Source organism: Candidatus Binatia bacterium, from assembly GCA_029248525.1.
Classification (GTDB): Bacteria; Desulfobacterota; Binatia; order UBA12015; family UBA12015; genus UBA12015.
In genome coordinates this window covers 24,420-40,604 of the sequence record JAQWJE010000027.1, presented here as the reverse complement: position 1 = coordinate 40,604, position 16,185 = coordinate 24,420, and the positions used below count along the sequence as shown (strand labels likewise).

31 protein-coding genes are annotated in these 16,185 nt (G+C 57.3%); all 31 read left to right on the top strand.

Annotation, left to right across the window (positions count from 1 at the left end; genetic code table 11):
• Window positions 1–27: 27 nt before the first annotated feature.
• The 31 genes from tuf (at window position 28) to rplQ (ending at window position 16,132) form a co-directional block, all read left to right on the top strand.
• Window positions 28–1,218, top strand: a complete 1,191-nt coding sequence (gene tuf, locus P8K07_05940; protein MDG1958067.1) for an elongation factor Tu — start codon at window positions 28–30, stop codon at window positions 1,216–1,218.
• Between the two features lie 11 nt (window positions 1,219–1,229).
• Window positions 1,230–1,538 (top strand): 30S ribosomal protein S10, encoded by a 309-nt coding sequence (gene rpsJ, locus P8K07_05935; GenBank protein MDG1958066.1) that lies wholly within the window; start codon window positions 1,230–1,232, stop codon window positions 1,536–1,538.
• 67 nt (window positions 1,539–1,605) lie between these two features.
• Window positions 1,606–2,295: a 50S ribosomal protein L3 gene (gene rplC / locus P8K07_05930; GenBank protein MDG1958065.1), complete on the top strand. Its 690-nt coding sequence runs from the start codon at window positions 1,606–1,608 to the stop codon at window positions 2,293–2,295.
• On the top strand, window positions 2,292–2,927 hold the full coding sequence (rplD, locus tag P8K07_05925) for a 50S ribosomal protein L4 (GenBank protein MDG1958064.1): 636 nt from the start codon (window positions 2,292–2,294) through the stop codon (window positions 2,925–2,927). Before rplC ends, rplD begins: the two co-directional genes overlap by 4 nt.
• Entirely contained in the window at window positions 2,924–3,214 is a 291-nt protein-coding gene (gene rplW, locus P8K07_05920; protein MDG1958063.1) for a 50S ribosomal protein L23, read from the top strand. The genes rplD and rplW overlap by 4 nt, the downstream gene beginning before the upstream one ends.
• Window positions 3,215–3,222: 8 nt before the next feature.
• Entirely contained in the window at window positions 3,223–4,056 is an 834-nt protein-coding gene (rplB, locus tag P8K07_05915) for a 50S ribosomal protein L2 (protein ID MDG1958062.1), read from the top strand.
• A gap of 18 nt (window positions 4,057–4,074) precedes the next feature.
• Window positions 4,075–4,362, top strand: a complete 288-nt coding sequence (rpsS, locus tag P8K07_05910; GenBank protein ID MDG1958061.1) for a 30S ribosomal protein S19 — start codon at window positions 4,075–4,077, stop codon at window positions 4,360–4,362.
• A gap of 12 nt (window positions 4,363–4,374) precedes the next feature.
• Window positions 4,375–4,722 carry a 50S ribosomal protein L22 gene (gene rplV, locus P8K07_05905; protein MDG1958060.1) on the top strand — a complete coding sequence of 116 codons (348 nt, stop codon included), beginning with the start codon at window positions 4,375–4,377 and terminating at the stop codon, window positions 4,720–4,722.
• A 4-nt stretch (window positions 4,723–4,726) separates the two neighbouring features.
• Complete coding sequence (gene rpsC, locus P8K07_05900) at window positions 4,727–5,386, top strand: 30S ribosomal protein S3 (GenBank protein ID MDG1958059.1); 660 nt, start codon at window positions 4,727–4,729, stop codon at window positions 5,384–5,386.
• A 9-nt stretch (window positions 5,387–5,395) separates the two neighbouring features.
• Window positions 5,396–5,815 (top strand): 50S ribosomal protein L16, encoded by a 420-nt coding sequence (rplP, locus tag P8K07_05895; GenBank protein MDG1958058.1) that lies wholly within the window; start codon window positions 5,396–5,398, stop codon window positions 5,813–5,815.
• On the top strand, window positions 5,805–6,005 hold the full coding sequence (gene rpmC / locus P8K07_05890; GenBank protein MDG1958057.1) for a 50S ribosomal protein L29: 201 nt from the start codon (window positions 5,805–5,807) through the stop codon (window positions 6,003–6,005). The genes rplP and rpmC overlap by 11 nt, the downstream gene beginning before the upstream one ends.
• 14 nt (window positions 6,006–6,019) lie before the next feature.
• Complete coding sequence (gene rpsQ, locus P8K07_05885) at window positions 6,020–6,274, top strand: 30S ribosomal protein S17 (protein ID MDG1958056.1); 255 nt, start codon at window positions 6,020–6,022, stop codon at window positions 6,272–6,274.
• Window positions 6,275–6,296: 22 nt separating this feature from the next.
• Window positions 6,297–6,665 carry a 50S ribosomal protein L14 gene (rplN, locus tag P8K07_05880; GenBank protein ID MDG1958055.1) on the top strand — a complete coding sequence of 123 codons (369 nt, stop codon included), beginning with the start codon at window positions 6,297–6,299 and terminating at the stop codon, window positions 6,663–6,665.
• Window positions 6,666–6,680: 15 nt separating this feature from the next.
• Entirely contained in the window at window positions 6,681–7,037 is a 357-nt protein-coding gene (gene rplX, locus P8K07_05875; protein ID MDG1958054.1) for a 50S ribosomal protein L24, read from the top strand.
• A gap of 16 nt (window positions 7,038–7,053) precedes the next feature.
• Entirely contained in the window at window positions 7,054–7,596 is a 543-nt protein-coding gene (gene rplE / locus P8K07_05870) for a 50S ribosomal protein L5 (GenBank protein ID MDG1958053.1), read from the top strand.
• A gap of 15 nt (window positions 7,597–7,611) precedes the next feature.
• Window positions 7,612–7,797 (top strand): type Z 30S ribosomal protein S14, encoded by a 186-nt coding sequence (locus tag P8K07_05865; GenBank protein ID MDG1958052.1) that lies wholly within the window; start codon window positions 7,612–7,614, stop codon window positions 7,795–7,797.
• Between the two features lie 21 nt (window positions 7,798–7,818).
• Window positions 7,819–8,214, top strand: coding sequence for a 30S ribosomal protein S8 (gene rpsH, locus P8K07_05860; GenBank protein MDG1958051.1), 396 nt, complete (start codon window positions 7,819–7,821; stop codon window positions 8,212–8,214).
• Window positions 8,215–8,258: 44 nt separating this feature from the next.
• The gene (gene rplF / locus P8K07_05855; GenBank protein ID MDG1958050.1) at window positions 8,259–8,801 is read left to right on the top strand and encodes a 50S ribosomal protein L6; all 543 of its coding nucleotides are present in this window, start codon (window positions 8,259–8,261) and stop codon (window positions 8,799–8,801) included.
• A gap of 12 nt (window positions 8,802–8,813) precedes the next feature.
• Entirely contained in the window at window positions 8,814–9,182 is a 369-nt protein-coding gene (gene rplR / locus P8K07_05850; GenBank protein MDG1958049.1) for a 50S ribosomal protein L18, read from the top strand.
• A gap of 29 nt (window positions 9,183–9,211) precedes the next feature.
• A complete protein-coding gene (gene rpsE, locus P8K07_05845; GenBank protein MDG1958048.1) occupies window positions 9,212–9,730 on the top strand; it encodes a 30S ribosomal protein S5 in 519 nt (172 codons plus the stop codon).
• Between the two features lie 83 nt (window positions 9,731–9,813).
• A complete protein-coding gene (gene rpmD / locus P8K07_05840; protein ID MDG1958047.1) occupies window positions 9,814–10,017 on the top strand; it encodes a 50S ribosomal protein L30 in 204 nt (67 codons plus the stop codon).
• Between the two features lies 1 nt (window position 10,018).
• Complete coding sequence (gene rplO, locus P8K07_05835; protein MDG1958046.1) at window positions 10,019–10,462, top strand: 50S ribosomal protein L15; 444 nt, start codon at window positions 10,019–10,021, stop codon at window positions 10,460–10,462.
• Window positions 10,459–11,769, top strand: coding sequence for a preprotein translocase subunit SecY (secY, locus tag P8K07_05830; protein ID MDG1958045.1), 1,311 nt, complete (start codon window positions 10,459–10,461; stop codon window positions 11,767–11,769). The genes rplO and secY overlap by 4 nt, the downstream gene beginning before the upstream one ends.
• A gap of 27 nt (window positions 11,770–11,796) precedes the next feature.
• Window positions 11,797–12,444 (top strand): adenylate kinase, encoded by a 648-nt coding sequence (locus tag P8K07_05825; GenBank protein MDG1958044.1) that lies wholly within the window; start codon window positions 11,797–11,799, stop codon window positions 12,442–12,444.
• Window positions 12,441–13,205, top strand: coding sequence for a type I methionyl aminopeptidase (gene map, locus P8K07_05820; GenBank protein MDG1958043.1), 765 nt, complete (start codon window positions 12,441–12,443; stop codon window positions 13,203–13,205). Before P8K07_05825 ends, map begins: the two co-directional genes overlap by 4 nt.
• A 9-nt stretch (window positions 13,206–13,214) precedes the next feature.
• Complete coding sequence (gene infA / locus P8K07_05815; protein ID MDG1958042.1) at window positions 13,215–13,433, top strand: translation initiation factor IF-1; 219 nt, start codon at window positions 13,215–13,217, stop codon at window positions 13,431–13,433.
• A gap of 10 nt (window positions 13,434–13,443) precedes the next feature.
• Window positions 13,444–13,557 (top strand): 50S ribosomal protein L36, encoded by a 114-nt coding sequence (gene rpmJ / locus P8K07_05810; protein MDG1958041.1) that lies wholly within the window; start codon window positions 13,444–13,446, stop codon window positions 13,555–13,557.
• A gap of 13 nt (window positions 13,558–13,570) precedes the next feature.
• The gene (gene rpsM / locus P8K07_05805; GenBank protein MDG1958040.1) at window positions 13,571–13,954 is read left to right on the top strand and encodes a 30S ribosomal protein S13; all 384 of its coding nucleotides are present in this window, start codon (window positions 13,571–13,573) and stop codon (window positions 13,952–13,954) included.
• A gap of 76 nt (window positions 13,955–14,030) precedes the next feature.
• Window positions 14,031–14,504: a 30S ribosomal protein S11 gene (rpsK, locus tag P8K07_05800; protein ID MDG1958039.1), complete on the top strand. Its 474-nt coding sequence runs from the start codon at window positions 14,031–14,033 to the stop codon at window positions 14,502–14,504.
• A gap of 143 nt (window positions 14,505–14,647) precedes the next feature.
• A complete protein-coding gene (locus tag P8K07_05795; protein ID MDG1958038.1) occupies window positions 14,648–15,679 on the top strand; it encodes a DNA-directed RNA polymerase subunit alpha in 1,032 nt (343 codons plus the stop codon).
• Between the two features lie 42 nt (window positions 15,680–15,721).
• Window positions 15,722–16,132, top strand: a complete 411-nt coding sequence (gene rplQ / locus P8K07_05790; GenBank protein MDG1958037.1) for a 50S ribosomal protein L17 — start codon at window positions 15,722–15,724, stop codon at window positions 16,130–16,132.
• Window positions 16,133–16,185: the final 53 nt, after the last annotated feature.

The following is a 16,185-nucleotide window of genomic DNA, read 5'->3' as shown; positions in this document are numbered from 1 at the left end:
GTCCGGCTCAAACGGGGAGAGACTCAGATGTCCAAGGAAAAGTTCGAGCGCACCAAGCCGCATGTAAACGTCGGCACGATCGGACACATCGACCACGGTAAGACGACGCTCACGGCTGCGATCACGAAGACGCAGGCTGAGAAGAATCTTGGTGAGTACGCTGCGTTCGATAGCATCGACAAGGCTCCGGAAGAGCGGGCCCGCGGTATAACGATTTCTACCGCACACGTGGAGTACGAATCCGAGGCGCGTCACTATGCGCACGTCGATTGCCCGGGTCATGCCGACTACGTGAAGAATATGATCACGGGAGCAGCGCAAATGGACGGGGCCATCCTCGTCGTTGCCGCAACCGACGGTCCCATGCCGCAAACGCGCGAGCACATCCTGCTCGCCCGTCAGGTGGGCGTGCCCAAGATCGTTGTTTTCATGAACAAATGTGACGCAGTCGAAGACGAAGAGCTCCTCGAATTGGTTGAGCTTGAGGTCCGTGAGTTGCTGTCCAAGTACGATTTCCCGGGAGACGATGTTCCTGTCATTCCGGGGAGCGCACTCAAGGCCCTCGAGGGAGACACCAGTGACCTCGGCACGGGCGCGATCTCGAAGTTGATGGAGACGTTGGACACGTACTTCCCGGATCCGGTCCGAGCGATCGATGCTCCGTTCCTGATGCCGATTGAGGATGTCTTCTCGATCTCGGGTCGCGGCACAGTTGCCACGGGTCGTGTCGAAGCAGGTATCGTCAAGGTCGGTGAAGAGGTCGAGATCGTGGGCATCAAGCCGACGGAAAAGACCACTTGCACGGGCGTCGAGATGTTCCGCAAGCTCCTCGACGAAGGACAGGCCGGCGACAATATCGGTGCACTCCTCCGCGGCGTGAAGCGTGAAGATATCGAGCGCGGTCAGGTTCTGGCCAAGCCCGGTTCGATCACCCCTCATACGAAGTACGAGGCCGAGATTTACGCTCTGACCAAGGAAGAAGGCGGTCGTCATACGCCGGTCTTCAACGGCTATCGTCCTCAGTTCTACTTCCGCACGACGGATGTGACCGGTATTCTCAATCTCCCGGAAGGTACGGAGATGGTGATGCCTGGTGACAACATCAAGGTGACCGTCGAACTCATCACGCCGATCGCGATGGATGAGGGTCTGAAGTTCTCTATCCGCGAAGGTGGCCGAACCGTCGGCGCCGGAGTGGTCAGCAAGATTCTCGAGTAGTCGGTCTTACTATGAACGATAGAATCCGTATTCGGCTCAAGGCCTATGATTACCGTCTGCTCGACCAGTCGGTCCGCGAGATCGTGGATACCGTCCGGCGCACGGGCGGTCGTCTGGCCGGGCCGGTGCCGCTTCCGACTCGGATCGAAAGGTACACGGTTAACCGCTCTCCGCACGTCGACAAAAAGTCGAGAGAGCATTTCGAAATCCGAACGCATAAGCGGCTCTTGGACATCCTTGATCCTACCCAGCAAACGATCGATGCGTTGGGCAAACTCGATTTGTCGGCAGGTGTCGACGTCGAGATCCGGCTTCAGTAGGTCGGGCGGATTTCGCAGAAAGCGATAAATTTCATAATGAATTCTCGATATGCAGGGGGGTATGCCGATGGCATCGGCTGAAGCAGTAGCCGAAATGGGCCCGGCACCGGCTCGCAAGAGACTGGGGCTGATGGGTCGCAAGGTCGGTATGACCCAGCTGCTTACGCCTTCGGGCGAAGCGATTGCGGTCACAGTGATCGAAGCAGGTCCTTGTGTCGTCGTGCAGAAGAAGACTGCCGGTCGGGATGGCTATGATGCTGTCCAGCTAGGCTTTGAGTCTTCGAAGGCCAAGCGTGAAAGCAAGGCCCGCATCGGACACGCAGACGCAGCCGGCAAGGGAACCTTCCGCCACCTGCAGGAGTTTCAGGGTGCCGGCGATCTCGAGTTGGGAGCCACAGTTTCGGTCGGTGATGTCTTCGCTGATGGTGACTTGGTGAACGTAAGCGGAACCAGCAAGGGGCGTGGCTTCACGGGTGTGATGAAGCGTCATGGTTTCCACGGAGTTCGCGCCACTCACGGTTCGCACGAGTTCTTCCGACATGGTGGCTCGATCGGCAACGCTTCCTACCCTGGACGCGTGTTCCGAGGCAAGAAAATGCCGGGTCAGTATGGCAACGAGAAGATCACGACTCGCAATCTCAAGCTGATGCAGATTCGCGGAGAACAGAATGTCCTGCTGGTCAAGGGCTCGGTCCCGGGACCTAATGGCGGTCTGGTTGTGATTCGACCGGCAGCTCCGCTTGAGGTGTTGTCATGAGTGTTACAGCTCCCTTGCGGGCAATTGACGGCGGAGCGAAGGGTGAGATGGACCTCCCCGAGATCTTTGCCGAAGGCCCTCGCGATCACCTCGTGTACGAAGTCGTGAAAATGCAGCAGGCGCAGCGACGCGCCGGCACGCACGCGACAAAAACGCGCCATTTCGTGTCTGGTGGCGGAGCCAAGCCCTGGAAGCAGAAGGGTACGGGTCGCGCTCGCGCTGGCTCCAGCCGTTCTCCTCTCTGGGAAGGTGGCGCCGTGGTCTTTGGACCCCAGCCTCGGAATTATGGTTATTCTCTTCCGGCGAAGGCTCGGAAGGTTGCGATCAAGGCTGTTCTTTCCGACCGCCAACGCAACGGTGCACTCACAATTGTGGATGCGATCGAGCTACCGGAAGCCAAGACCAAGAGCGTTGTCGCCATGCTGTCCAAATTGGAACTCGAGGGTTCAACGCTGATCGTCAGTGGTTCCGGTGATCAGCCTAACGAAGCTCTCGAGCTCGCGGCCCGCAACATCCCCAGAGTCAAGGTTCTTCGACCCGAGGGTGTAAACGTCCTTGATGTTCTCGGCCACAAGAATTTGATTCTGACGCCCGACGCCGTTCAGGCGTTGGCGGAACGGTTGAACGCATGAAGCATTATTCGGAAATTATTCTGGCTCCGCTGATCACGGAGAAGGGAACCCTGGTTGGGGAGCAAGGTAACCAGTTTCTCTTCAAGGTCGCATCGGGAGCAAACAAGGTCGAGATCAAGCATGCAATCGAGGAATTTTTCGAGGTCAAAGTCGAGAAAGTCCGAACGAGTCGTCTGCTGGGTAAAACGCGGCGCGTCGGTCGCCACGTTGGCCGTAAACCTTCCTGGAAGAAGGCATACGTGACCCTCTCCGAGGGCCATAGCATTGACTTCTTTGAGGGTGCCTGAGGCTAATCATGCGTAAAGGCCGCCGTTATAATCCTACTTCGCCGGGACGTCGTTTTCAGACCTCTCGCGATCTTTCCGGACTCTCCAAGGAGAAGTCCCCACGTGCGCTGACCGGAAGGCTGAACGCCAAAACCGGCGGCCGCAACAGCAACGGGCGCATTACCACGCGACATCGCGGTGGTGGTCACAAGCGTCTCTATCGTGAGGTCGATTTCCGTCGGGACAAGGTTGGAATCCCCTCCCGCGTCGCCTCGATCGACTACGATCCGAACCGCAGCGCCAATCTCGCTCTGTTGAAGTATGCCGACGGTGCCCAGGCTTATATTCTGGCTCCGGTGGGCTTGTCGGTCGGTGATACGGTTTTGGCCGGTCCCGAAGCCGATATCCAGCCGGGCAACTGCCTGCAGCTTTCCGATATCCCTCTCGGTACGATTATTCACAATATCGAGCTGAAGGTGGGCAAGGGTGGCCAGTTGGTTCGCAGTGCTGGTGGCTCCGCTCAGTTGATGGCCAAGGAAGGCCGCTATGCTCAAGTCAAGCTGCCCTCGGGTGAGCAACGGAGGGTCCTGATCGACTGTCGCGCGACGGTAGGTCAGGTCGGGAACACCGAGCACGAAAATACCAAGATCGGTAAGGCCGGACGCAATCGCTGGCTGGGCCGGCGCTCAAAGGTTCGCGGCACCGCCATGAACCCGGTCGATCACCCCCATGGTGGTGGCGAAGGCCGATCCAAGGGTGGCAACCATCCGACATCCCCGTGGGGCATGCCCACCAAGGGTTACAAAACTCGACGCAATAAGCGCACGACGCAATTTATCGTACAGCGTCGCAAGAAAAAGTAGGCCGGAGGACGTTTAGAGATGCCACGCTCGGTCAAAAAAGGCCCATTCATTGACGACCATCTTCAAAAGAAGGTTGACGGTATGAATGCGAGCGGCGACAAAAAGGTCATTCCGACCTGGTCACGCCGTTCGACGATTACCCCCGATATGCTGGGACATACGATTGCCGTTCACAATGGCCGGAAGTTTATTCCGACCTTCATCACCGAGAATATGGTCGGTCACAAGCTTGGCGAATTTGCGCCGACGCGGACCTTCCACGGACACGCGGGCGATCGGAAATCCGACGCCAAGACGCGTCGCTAGCGGGTAGAGATCATGGAAACGCGCGCAAGCACTCGGTTCGTACGAATTTCACCGCAGAAGGCACGTTTGATTGTGGACATGATCCGCGGTCGGAAGGTCGAAGAGGCCCTCTCGGTTCTGGAATTTACGCCCAAAAAGGCCGCACGGATCGTGGCCAAAACTTTGCGTTCCGCTGTTGCGAACGCCGAAGACACCAAAAACGTGGATGTCGATGAGCTCATAGTTACCCGCTGCTGGGTGGACGAGGGGCCGACATTGAAGCGCATGCTTCCCCGGGCGCAAGGCCGGGCAACCAAGATCAACAAGAGAAGCAGCCATATTACCGTCATCGTCGACGAGAAACAGACGGGGCAGAGTTAAGACTATGGGACAGAAAACGCATCCCAAGGGCTTCCGAGTCGGTGTGATTGAGAACTGGGACTCTCGTTGGTTCGCCAAGCGAGATTTCGGAGAGCTCCTTCACGAAGACATTCGAGTTCGTCGCTTCATCAAAAAGCGCCTTTATCACGCCGGGATCTCTCGCGTGGAGATCGAGCGTGCCGCTGGCAAGGCCAAGGTGAATATTCACACCGCCAGGCCGGGGCTGGTGATCGGCAAGAAGGGCGCCGAGATCGAGAAGCTGAAGGCCGAATTGAACAAGTTGATGGGGCGCGAAGCTTTCATCAACATCATCGAGGTCCGCCGTCCGGACGTGGATGCTCAATTGGTGGCCGAAAACGTCGCTTTGCAACTCGAGCGGCGGGTCGCATTCCGTCGAGCGATGAAAGAGGCCGTTGCCCGCGCCATGCGTATGGGCGCCCAAGGCGTTCGTATTCAGGCTTCCGGTCGACTCGGTGGTCACGAGATTGCACGGCGAGAGTGGTATCGTGAGGGCCGGGTGCCTCTCCATACTCTCCGAGCGGATATTAGTTACGGGCAGGCTGAGGCGAAGACCACAGCCGGAATTATCGGAATCAAATGCTGGGTCATGCGCGGCGACGTCCTTTCCAAGGACGAAGAGCAGCGCCAGGCCAGCGGCGCATAGGAAGAGATCATGCTTTCGCCCAAGAAGGTAAAATACAGAAAGATCCAGAAGGGTCGACGCAGCGGGACTGCCTGGCGCGGTTCCTCGTTGGCTTTCGGTGATTACGGTCTTCAGGCTGTCGGTCGGGGTTGGATTACCGCACGGCAGATCGAGGCGGCTCGTATCGCTGTCACGCGTCATATCAAGCGTGGCGGGCGCGTCTGGATTCGAGTTTTCCCGGACAAACCCATGACCAAGAAGCCCGCTGAAACTCGAATGGGCAAGGGTAAGGGCGCTCCTGATTTCTGGGTCGCCATCATCAAGCCGGGACGAATCCTCTTCGAGATGGAAGGCGTCGACGCCAAAACGGCAAAGGAAGCCTTCCGTCTGGCAGCCAACAAGCTGCCGATTGAAACCCGATTCTCCGAGCGAGGACAGCATGCGGCCTAAAGAAATTCGTGAGCTCGGTGATCCCGAACTCGATCAAAAAGAGAAAGATTTGCGAGAAGAGACCTTCCGTCTTCGTCTCCGGATGGCCGCCGGCCAGACCGAGAACAAGATGGCCGGTCGAGTAGCGCGGCGGGATCTTGCCCGCGTGCTCACGATCAAGGCGGAGCGCAAGGCTTCGAGCGAAGGCTGACGGCGGTACTAACTATGGATCAACATCGAAAACATCGCTCCGGCGTGGTCGTTTCGGACAAGATGGATAAAACCGTCGTCGTTCGCGTCGAACGCCTCGTGAAGCATCCGAAGTACCGGAAGTACGTTCGCGCGAGAAAGAACTTCAAGGCGCACGATGAACAGAACCGCTGTAACGTCGGCGACGTCGTGGAAATTGTCGAGACTCGGCCGATTTCCAAGGACAAACGCTGGGCGGTGCAGTCCATCCAGCGCAAGGCCGCCGAGTAGCTCAAGGATCGGATGAACTAAAATGGTCCAGACAGAAAGCGTATTGCAGATCGCCGACAACTCCGGCGCCAAACGACTCCTATGCATCAAGGTGCTGGGCGGCAGTCGCCGTCGCTACGCCTCGATCGGGGACGTGATCGTTGGCTCGGTGAAAGAAGCGCAGCCCAATTCCAAGGTGAAAAAAGGCGACGTGGTCAAGGCTGTGGTTGTTCGCACCGCGAAGGAAGTAGGTCGCCCGGATGGGTCCTATATCCGTTTCGACAACAACTCAGCCGTTTTGATCGACAACAATCGCGAGCCGGTCGGCACGCGTATTTTTGGACCGGTCGCTCGGGAATTGCGAGGGAAGAAGTTCATGAAGATCGTCTCTCTCGCTCCGGAAGTGATCTAGGGGGAGATGAGTACGATGTCCAAATTGAAAGCCTGGGCGCAGCGCCCGGAGCGGACACCGACCCGCATTCGCAAGGGTGATAATGTTCTGGTCATCGCCGGCAAGGACCGCGGCAAGACGGGCAAGGTGATCGAGATTCTTGCGGCTAAAAATCGCGCCAAGGTCGAGCGCCTGAACATGGTGAAGCGTCATTCCAAGGGTCAGGGCCAGCAGGCTGGCGGGATTATCGAGAAAGAGGCTTCGATTCATCTCTCGAATCTCATGATCGTATGTCCCAAATCAAACGAGCCGACGCGTATCGGGATGAAAATCCTGGAAGACGGCACCAAGGTCCGGGTCAGCCGGAGAAGCAAAGAGTTGATCGATGGGTGAAGCAACAGCAGCTCCGGTGGCACGGCTCCGGAAAGTTTATCATGAGAGCATGCAGGTGCAGCTCCAGAAGGATTTGGAGTTGGGGAACATCAACGAAGTTCCCCGCCTCGACAAGATCGTTCTCAATATGGGGCTGGGCGACGCGATCCAGAATGCCAAAATCCTCGATACAGCAGTCGTCGAGTTGGCAACGATCACGGGTCAGAAGCCGGTTGTGACTCGTGCCAAGAAAGCAATCGCGAACTTCAAGCTCCGCGAAGGTATGCCGATCGGCGCGATGGTTACATTGCGCGGCAATCGGATGTTCGAGTTTATCGATCGGTTGATCAGCTCGGCTCTTCCTCGAGTCAGAGATTTCAAGGGTGTCAGCGACAAGGGGTTCGACGGTCGCGGCAATTTTTCGATGGGGCTGAACGATCAAACGATCTTCCCCGAGATTGATATCGACAAAGTCGACAAAGTGAAGGGGATGACGATCACCGTCGTCACCACAGCGAGAACGGATAGCGAGGGCCTCGCCCTTCTTCGTGCGCTGGGTATGCCCTTCCGAAAGAATTAGAGGCGGAAAAGCGCGATGGCCAAGACCTCGATGCGAATCAAAGCGGCTCGAACTCCAAAGTTCGCGGTACGCAGTTATAATCGCTGCCTGTCCTGCGGGAGACCCCGCGGTGTTTACAGGAAATTCAAACTTTGCAGGATCTGCCTGCGCCAATTGGCGCTGCGCGGCGAGATTCCGGGCATGACCAAGGCGAGCTGGTAGCTCGGTAGTTGGAGGGTTTCGATGCTTACAGATCCGATAGCAGATTTACTGACACGCATTCGTAATGCATGTCAGGCTCGTAAGGAAAGAGTGGATATCCCTTACTCCCGCATCAAGGAGAATTTGTCCAAAGTGCTGGTGCGAGAAGGGTATCTCAAGGACGTGACGACCGTTGGCGAGGGCGTGCAGCGCCAGATTCGTCTGGGCTTGGTTTACGGTGCCGATCGCAAGCCGGTAATCACGGGACTCGAAAGGCGCAGCAAGCCAAGTCTGCGGGTATACGTTGGCGCAGCAGATGCACCGCGCGTACGCGGCGGCCTGGGTGTCAGTATTTTGTCAACGCCTCAGGGCTTGATCACCGACCGGGAAGCGCGTGCGCGCAAGGTCGGTGGCGAGGTGCTTTGCGCCGTCTGGTAGACGGACGCAAGCATCATCGGACCTGAGGGTCAGGAAGGAAGATCATGTCTAGGGTGGGTAGACTTCCCATAAGCGTACCAGACGGAGTGACTGTTTCGATCGGAGACGGTTCTGTCGGTGTAAAAGGCTCCCGAGGGGAGTCCGCAATCGCAATTCCGGAACAGCTGACCGTGGAGCAGGCGGACGGCAAGGTTGTTGTAAAGCGTCAGGGCGACAGCCGTCAGGAACGCTCGTTACACGGCTTGCTGCGAGTTCTCATCGCGAATGCCGTGACCGGTGTCAGTCAGGGATTTACCCGGGTTCTGGAGATCAACGGAGTTGGTTTCCGCGCCGAACTGAAGGGGGATACCATCCTCTTCAATCTCGGTTTCTCGCACCCGATCCTGTTCCAGTTGCCCGATGGCGTAAAGGCGAAGATCGACAAGCAGACGTTGATCACGCTCGATGGACCTGATCGTCAGGTTCTGGGCCAGACCGCGGCGCAAATTCGTGAACTTCGTCCGCCGGAGCCCTACAAGGGCAAGGGTATCAAGTACGCAGAAGAACGCGTGCGTCGCAAAGCCGGTAAGGCCGGCGCAGCAGCCTAACGGAGAATTTTGATGTTAAAGGGAATCAGTAGACCCCGTCGTCTTCTCCGGAAGGCGCGTGTTCGCAAGAAAGTACAGGGGACGGAGGCCAGACCCAGGCTCACCGTCTTCCGTAGTTCCAATCATATCTATGCGCAGGTGATCTCGGACGATCCCATGAGTCGCACCTTGGCGGCAGCTTCCACGCTCTCGCCAGAGCTGAAAGACAAGCTTTCTTTCGCCGGAAACCGGGATGCGGCTCGTGAAGTCGGATCTCTGGTTGCCAAGAAAGCTCTCGATGCGGGAATCAAGAAGGTCGTTTTCGACCGAAACGGATTCCTCTACCATGGACGCGTTCGTATGCTGGCGGAAGCCGCACGCGAAGCTGGCCTCGAATTTTGAGCCGCGCGGGAACTCAGGAGTAGACCAAAGTGCAGGTTGGCGTTAGCGATCGTATCGACCCCGAGGGGCTCGATCTCAAAGAAAAAGTTGTTCACATTAACCGCGTGGCCAAGGTCGTGAAGGGTGGCCGTCGATTCCGTTTCGGCGCCCTCGTTGTGGTCGGTGACGGAGCCGGGCATGTCGGCTTTGGTGTGGGCAAGGCAAAGGAAGTTCCTGAAGCGATTCGCAAGGGGATTGACCGGGCCAAGAAATCTCTCATCAAAGTTCCTCTGCGTGAAGGCACGATTCCTTTCGGAATCGTCGGCCGTTACGGCGCGGGGAAGGTGATGATGCGTCCCGCGGGACCAGGTACCGGCGTCATCGCTGGCGGCGGCGTCCGTGCGGTTGTGGAAGCAGCCGGCGTTCAGGATGTTCTGACCAAATGTATCGGGTCGAACAATCCGCACAATATGGTTCGCGCGACCGTCGAGGCTTTCGTGAACCTGCGGTCTCCCGAGGAAGTGGCTGAGGCTCGTGGCAAGCAGCTCGCTGAGCTCGATATCGCCTGATTCGGAACTACGGGAAGGACTGAAAAACCATGGCGGCAAAAGGAAAAGTTCGGCGTCTGCGAATCGAGGATCTCGTCCGACGAATGAACCAGGACGACGAGTCTGCCGATCGGAGCTGGAAGGTCACTCTGAGCGGTAGCGAGATTGGCGGGACGCAGAGCCAGAGAGCAACTTTGCGTGGGCTCGGGCTGCGCAAGCGCGGCTCGTCCGCAGTTGTCAAAGATTCGCAGCCAGCTCGTGGCCGCATTCGCACGGTGGCCCATTTGGTCGCGGTGGAGGAAGTCTGAAATGGATCTCTCAAATTTAAGACCCTCCGCGGGTTCCTCCAAGAATCGCAAACGCGTTGGTCGTGGCCAGGGCTCCGGCTTGGGCAAGACGGCTGGCCGTGGTCACAAGGGCAGCAAATCTCGCGCGGGTGGCAGCACGAAAGTGGGCTACGAAGGCGGACAGATGCCGCTGCATCGTCGCTTGCCCAAGCGTGGTTTCTACAACCCCTTTCGCACCGAATACGAAGTCGTGAACCTCTCCGGCCTTACCGCTTTCGAGGCGGGCAGTGTCGTGGATCCGGCAGCCCTGCGTGCCGCAGGACTGGTCCGGAATACGAATATGCCGGTGAAGATTCTGGCCAAGGGATCAATTGATCGCAAGCTCACCGTGAAGGCTCAAGGCTTCAGCGGCGCAGCCCGGAAAGCGATCGAGGCTCAGGGTGGCGAGGTCGAGGTTCTAGCGTGACTACCGGGTTCTCCAATGCGCTGCGTGTTGAGGAGCTGAAGAAACGCCTTCTCTTCACAGCGGGGATGATGGCTGTCTACCGCATCGGTGTGGCCATCCCGACGCCGGGAATTGACGGTGCGGCGATGCAGTCGTTTTTTCAAGCGGCTGCCAATGATGTCTTCGGATTGGTGAACCTGTTTTCGGGTGGTGCTCTGGAGAGATTCTCCATTTTTGCGCTGGGAATCATGCCCTACATCAGCGCCTCCATCATTATCCAATTGCTTACCGTAGTCGTGCCGACTCTTGAGAATCTCAAGAAAGAGGGCGAGGCCGGGCGCCGCAAGATCACGCAATATACGCGTTATGGCACGGTCGTTCTGGCGCTGATCCAATCGATGTTTATCAGTGTCGGTCTGGAGCAGATCCAGACACCTGGTGGTGGAGGGGTTGTTTTCGAACCCGGTTGGTCCTTCCGCCTCATGAGCATGGTCACTTTGACCGCGGGCACAGCCTTTATCATGTGGCTTGGCGAGCAGGTGACCGAGCGCGGTATCGGAAACGGGATCTCGCTTGTGATCTTCGCCGGCATCGTATCCTCCTTGCCGTCCGCTGCGACTTCCACCTTCCAATTCATGAATGAGGGCGAGCTCAGCCTGTTCACGGTAATCGGCCTGCTTCTTTTCATGATTCTGACCGTTGGCGCCATCATTTATATGGAACGAGGCCAGCGACGGATTCCCGTTCAATACGCCAAGCGCGTCGTGGGTCGACGTCAGTATGGCGGCCAATCCTCTCATTTGCCTCTGAAGATCAACACAGCAGGCGTGATTCCCCCGATTTTTGCCTCATCATTGCTGATTTTCCCGGGGACCATCGCGAGCTTTGTGGAGCACCCGATTGCCGGTCAGGTCGCTGATGCGCTGCAACCCGGAAGCTGGATCTACAATATCGTTTACGTCGGATTGATCGTTTTTTTCTGCTACTTCTACACAGCGGTGACCTTCGACCCTGTCGAGGTGGCGGACAATATGAAGAAGGTCGGCGGCTACATTCCCGGCATTCGTCCAGGGTCCAAGACGGCCGAGTTCATCGATCGGATTCTCACACGAATCACGCTGGGCGGTGCTATCTACATATCCGCTGTCTGTGTCTTGCCGACGGTGCTGATTCAGCAGTTCAATGTACCATTCTTCTTTGGAGGAACCGCCCTGCTCATTGTCGTTGGCGTGGCGCTGGACACGGTTGGGCAGATGGAAACCCATCTATTGACGCGCAACTATGATGGCTTCATGAAGGGCGGACGTATCCGCGGGCGGCGCGGCTAGGTCGGATCCCAGGTGGCTGAGCACGGATTGCAATTGGTACTGCTGGGTCCTCCGGGAGCCGGCAAAGGTACCCAGGCTGATCTTCTGATTCAGAAGATCGTCATTCCTCATATTTCGACGGGGGATATTCTGCGATCCGAGGCTTCCAAAGGTTCCGAGCTGGGCCTCGAGGCACGTAGCCTGATGGACCACGGCAAACTGGTTCCCGATGAGTTGATGTTGGGCATCGTGCAAGCCCGGATCGAGCAACCTGATTGTGCAGACGGTTTCCTGCTGGATGGCTTTCCAAGATCCAAACCGCAGGCCGAGGGCCTCGAGTCGATCCTGCGAGGATCGGCGATGAAATTCCTTGCCGCCTGTCTCGATGTTCCCGGTGACGAAGTTGTGGGGCGTCTTTCCGGTCGCCGTACCTGCCGCGAATGTGGCGCGATGTTCCACGTCGACTTCAGCCCTCCCAAGATCGCCGGTATCTGTGATCGCTGTTCCGGAGAGCTCTACCAGCGCGACGATGATCATGAAGAAGTGATCCAGGCGCGGCTGGAAATCTACCGCAAGGAAACTGAGCCACTTCTCGAATTTTACGAAAGCCGCGCGCAGTTGGTGAAGGTCGACGGTACAGGTTCTGCCCCTGAGGTCGCCGCCAGGCTGTTTCCTGCCTTGAGTGAACGATTATGATCGTCCTTCGCCGTCAGGAAGAGGTTGAAGTGATTCGTTCGGCCTGTCGGACCGTGGGCGAAATTCTTCAACGTTTACGGGAAGAAGTTCGTCCCGGTATTTCTACAGGAGAGCTCGACCGGCTGGCTGAGGCCTGGACAAAAAAGGCAGGTGCAGAACCGGCCTTCAAAGGTTACACCGTAGGCGGGAAGACGTATCCCTCAACGCTTTGCGTATCCATTAACGAGGAAGTTGTTCACGGTATGCCCAGTGACCAGCGGATTCTGCAGGATGGGGATATTGTCGGACTGGATTTTGGCGTCATTCGTGGGGGTTATTACGGGGATGGCGCAATCACGATCCCGGTCGGGAAGGTGACGAGCGAGGCGGATGATTTGATCCGTATCACTTCTGAATCTCTGGATCGGGGCATTGAAAAACTCTGTATTGGAAACCGTATTCGCGATATTTCCGCAGCGATTCAGAAGCACGCGGAAGCCGGCGGTTACGGTGTAGTGAAGGATTTTGTGGGACACGGCATCGGCCAACGGCTGCATGAAGATCCCCAAGTACCGAATTACGTAAGCAGGGGTCAGAACCCGCGAATCAAGGAAGGCATGGTGCTCGCAATCGAGCCAATGGTCTGCCTGGGGACGTGGGAAGTGGATGTGCTCGAGGATGGATGGACCGCAGTGACGCGGGACCGGAACATCGCCGCGCACTTTGAACATTCCGTAGCAGTGACGGCCAATGGGCCTGAAGTGTTGACGATAGCTGCATAAGAGGCTGATTTGCCCAGAGGCGAAGCGATTGAGGTTAACGGGACCGTGCAGGAGGCGCTGCCAAATGCCATGTTCCGTGTAACGCTCGAAAACGATCATAAGATTATTGCCCATATTTCGGGCAAAATGCGTAAACATTACATCAAGATTCTTCCTGGTGACAAAGTTACGGTGGAGCTTTCCCCCTATGACTTGAGCCGAGGTCGAATTACGTATCGAGCGAAATGAGGATGAAGTTTTGAAGGTTCGAGCATCAGTCAAGAAGATCTGTCCCAAATGCAAGGTCATTCGGAGGCAGGGAATCGTTCGGGTGATTTGCGAGAACCCGCGTCACAAGCAGCGTCAGGGTTAGGGAGCGATTAGGCATGGCACGTATTGCAGGAGTGGATCTTCCGCATAACAAGAGAGCAGAAATTGCTCTCACTTATATCTACGGGGTTGGTCGGACGAGCGCGCAGCAGATCTGCGACGAGGCCGGCGTGGATCGTAGCAAGAATTCGGACGCTTTGAGCGAAGAAGACCTCCAGAGTATCCGCAGCGTCATTGACGAGACCTACAAGGTCGAAGGCGACCTTCGTCGTGAAGTGACACTGAACATTAAAAGGTACGTTGAACTCGGTTGCTACCGTGGTTTGCGGCATCGACGCGGGCTGCCCGCGCGCGGCCAGCGCACCTCGACCAATGCAAGAACCCGCAAGGGACCGCGCCGTGCGATTGCCGGCAAGAAGCAGGCGCCCTCGAAGGGCTGAGCCAATCCATCTGATTTGAGCGAAAGGGCCGTTCCGGCCCGACGCCTTTACGAAAAAAAGCAGGGAGAAAGACCGAATGTCGAATCCGGAAGATACTCCGGAAGCAGTCACCGAAGAAGCACCCGCCCCGGCGGCCGCTTCGGAAGAGACCGCTGCTGCATCTCCAGCCACGGCTGCCCCCAAGCGCAAAAAGGGCAAGCGGATCGTGGCCGAAGGAGTGGTGCATATCCACTCCACTTTCAACAATACGATCGTCACCATCACCGATACGCAAGGTGGAGCGATCTCGTGGGCAAGTGCAGGTTCCGTGGGCTTCAAGGGCTCACGAAAGGGCACTCCCTTCGCAGCCCAGTTAGCTGCGGAGAATGCGGCCAAGAAAGCTTCGGATCAGGGTATGCGATCCGTCCAGGTCCTGGTGAACGGACCCGGTGGTGGTCGAGAGCCTGCTTTGCGTTCCTTGCAGGGCGCCGGGTTTGCCATCACGGCAATCCGCGATGTCACGCCTATTCCGCATAATGGTTGTCGCCCCCCCAAACGCAGACGCGTCTGAAGCGGTGAGACCGACCCAAGGGCAGAGTCAGAGTGCTATCGGAGCGCTCACCGACGACTCTGTCGATCAAGCAAACCTTCGTCGTTGAACTCAATTCGAATTAGCCGGGAGACCGGGACGAAAACGAAATCGGGAGAATCCAGTTGAACTCTTATTCACTGAATTGGCGAGAGCTGACCAAACCTCAGCGACTCGAAGCTGACGCGAAGACCATGAAAGACAACTACGCCAAGATCGAGTGCGAGCCGCTCGAGCGAGGCTTTGGTACGACTCTCGGGAATTCGCTCCGTCGGATTTTGCTGTCCTCACTTCGAGGAGCGGCGATCACATCGGTTCGCTTCGAAAATACCCTCCACGAATTCTCCACAATCGATGGAGTGGTCGAGGACGTCACCGATGTCATCCTGAACCTCAAGGAAGCTCGTTTCCGTCTTCATGATGGTGCCGAACATACCTCGGCGCGCATCAATGTGTCGGGGGAGAAGGCAGTCACCGCAGGCGATATCGAGTGCGGCCCTGAGTTGGAGATCCTCAACCCGGGCCATGTGATTGCCAACCTGGGCAAGGGTGCACAGCTCACGGTCGATCTCACCATCGAAGCGGGTCGAGGTTATGTGCCGGCTGACCGAAACAAGGACGATAGCGCTCCGGTGGGAACCATTGCCATCGACTCGATCTTCTCCCCGATCCGCAAGGTCAATGTGAATGTGACCAACGCTCGAGTGGGTCAGCGCACCGATTACGACAAGCTCGCCATGGAAATCTGGACGGATGGGAGCGTCAGCCCCCTGGACGCCATCGCCTACTCGGCACGCATCCTTCAGGACCAGCTCAATATCTTCATCAACTTCGAAGAGCCGGTCGAAGCGCCGGTGGCCGTGCCGGAAGAAGTCGGCTCGGATCTGAACGAGAACCTCTTCAAGACCGTCGACGAGTTGGAGCTTTCGGTCCGATCGGCCAATTGTCTCCAGAATGCCGACGTTCGTTATATCGGGGAATTGGTGCAGCGAACCGAAGCCGAGATGCTCAAGACCAAGAACTTCGGTCGTAAATCTCTCAACGAGATCCGCGAGCTTTTGACCGATATGGGATTGTCACTCGGGATGCGGTTGGACAACTTCCCGTCTCGGACGGAACTGGAACAGCGACGAATGGCCCTCGAGGGGCAGTCCTGAGATCCTTCTCGGGAAAACGAAAGCGATAGATACGGACGAACCATGCGACACATGAAAGCTGGCAAGAGACTGGGTCGATCATCGGCCCACCGCTCTGCACTCTACCGAAATCTGGTGGCCGAACTCATCAAACGGGATCGGATCGAAACCACGGACGCCAAGGCGAAAGAGCTTCGTCGGATCGCCGATCGCATGGTGACGCTGGGCAAGCAGGGTACATTGGCCGCGCGCCGTCGGGCCGTGGCTTTTGTAGGTAACCGCGATGCCGTGAGCCGCCTTTTTGACGAAGTCGCGCCGCGATTTGCCGACCGACCGGGTGGTTATACCCGTGTCACGAAGTTGGGCGTACGCCGCGGGGACGCTGCGGCGATGTCGGTGATTGAGTTCACCGGTTCGGGTGAAGACCTTCCCGCCAAGAAGAAACCGCGACGCAAGCCGGCTGCTGAAAGCTGAGCCTTTTATTGGACCACCAGGCTCTTCTTCGTTTGTGGAGAAGCAGAGGTTTG

Bases quoted from the DNA above. Each gene is read 5' to 3' on its own strand.
- rpsK (MDG1958039.1), top strand. From the start codon at position 14,031: ATGTCGAATCCGGAAGATACTCCGGAAGCAGTCACCGAAGAAGCACCC.
- rpsQ (MDG1958056.1), top strand. From the start codon at position 6,020: ATGGATCAACATCGAAAACATCGCTCCGGCGTGGTCGTTTCGGACAAG.
- rplD (MDG1958064.1), top strand. From the start codon at position 2,292: ATGAGTGTTACAGCTCCCTTGCGGGCAATTGACGGCGGAGCGAAGGGT.
- rpmC (MDG1958057.1), top strand. From the start codon at position 5,805: ATGCGGCCTAAAGAAATTCGTGAGCTCGGTGATCCCGAACTCGATCAA.
- rplW (MDG1958063.1), top strand. From the start codon at position 2,924: ATGAAGCATTATTCGGAAATTATTCTGGCTCCGCTGATCACGGAGAAG.
- map (MDG1958043.1), top strand. From the start codon at position 12,441: ATGATCGTCCTTCGCCGTCAGGAAGAGGTTGAAGTGATTCGTTCGGCC.
- rpsC (MDG1958059.1), top strand. From the start codon at position 4,727: ATGGGACAGAAAACGCATCCCAAGGGCTTCCGAGTCGGTGTGATTGAG.
- rpsS (MDG1958061.1), top strand. From the start codon at position 4,075: ATGCCACGCTCGGTCAAAAAAGGCCCATTCATTGACGACCATCTTCAA.
- rpsM (MDG1958040.1), top strand. From the start codon at position 13,571: ATGGCACGTATTGCAGGAGTGGATCTTCCGCATAACAAGAGAGCAGAA.
- tuf (MDG1958067.1), top strand. From the start codon at position 28: ATGTCCAAGGAAAAGTTCGAGCGCACCAAGCCGCATGTAAACGTCGGC.
- rplN (MDG1958055.1), top strand. From the start codon at position 6,297: ATGGTCCAGACAGAAAGCGTATTGCAGATCGCCGACAACTCCGGCGCC.
- P8K07_05865 (MDG1958052.1), top strand. From the start codon at position 7,612: ATGGCCAAGACCTCGATGCGAATCAAAGCGGCTCGAACTCCAAAGTTC.
- rplQ (MDG1958037.1), top strand. From the start codon at position 15,722: ATGCGACACATGAAAGCTGGCAAGAGACTGGGTCGATCATCGGCCCAC.
- rplP (MDG1958058.1), top strand. From the start codon at position 5,396: ATGCTTTCGCCCAAGAAGGTAAAATACAGAAAGATCCAGAAGGGTCGA.
- rpsJ (MDG1958066.1), top strand. From the start codon at position 1,230: ATGAACGATAGAATCCGTATTCGGCTCAAGGCCTATGATTACCGTCTG.
- rplC (MDG1958065.1), top strand. From the start codon at position 1,606: ATGGCATCGGCTGAAGCAGTAGCCGAAATGGGCCCGGCACCGGCTCGC.
- rplX (MDG1958054.1), top strand. From the start codon at position 6,681: ATGTCCAAATTGAAAGCCTGGGCGCAGCGCCCGGAGCGGACACCGACC.
- rplO (MDG1958046.1), top strand. From the start codon at position 10,019: ATGGATCTCTCAAATTTAAGACCCTCCGCGGGTTCCTCCAAGAATCGC.
- rpmD (MDG1958047.1), top strand. From the start codon at position 9,814: ATGAACCAGGACGACGAGTCTGCCGATCGGAGCTGGAAGGTCACTCTG.
- rpsH (MDG1958051.1), top strand. From the start codon at position 7,819: ATGCTTACAGATCCGATAGCAGATTTACTGACACGCATTCGTAATGCA.
- rplR (MDG1958049.1), top strand. From the start codon at position 8,814: ATGTTAAAGGGAATCAGTAGACCCCGTCGTCTTCTCCGGAAGGCGCGT.
- rplV (MDG1958060.1), top strand. From the start codon at position 4,375: ATGGAAACGCGCGCAAGCACTCGGTTCGTACGAATTTCACCGCAGAAG.
- rplB (MDG1958062.1), top strand. From the start codon at position 3,223: ATGCGTAAAGGCCGCCGTTATAATCCTACTTCGCCGGGACGTCGTTTT.
- rplF (MDG1958050.1), top strand. From the start codon at position 8,259: ATGTCTAGGGTGGGTAGACTTCCCATAAGCGTACCAGACGGAGTGACT.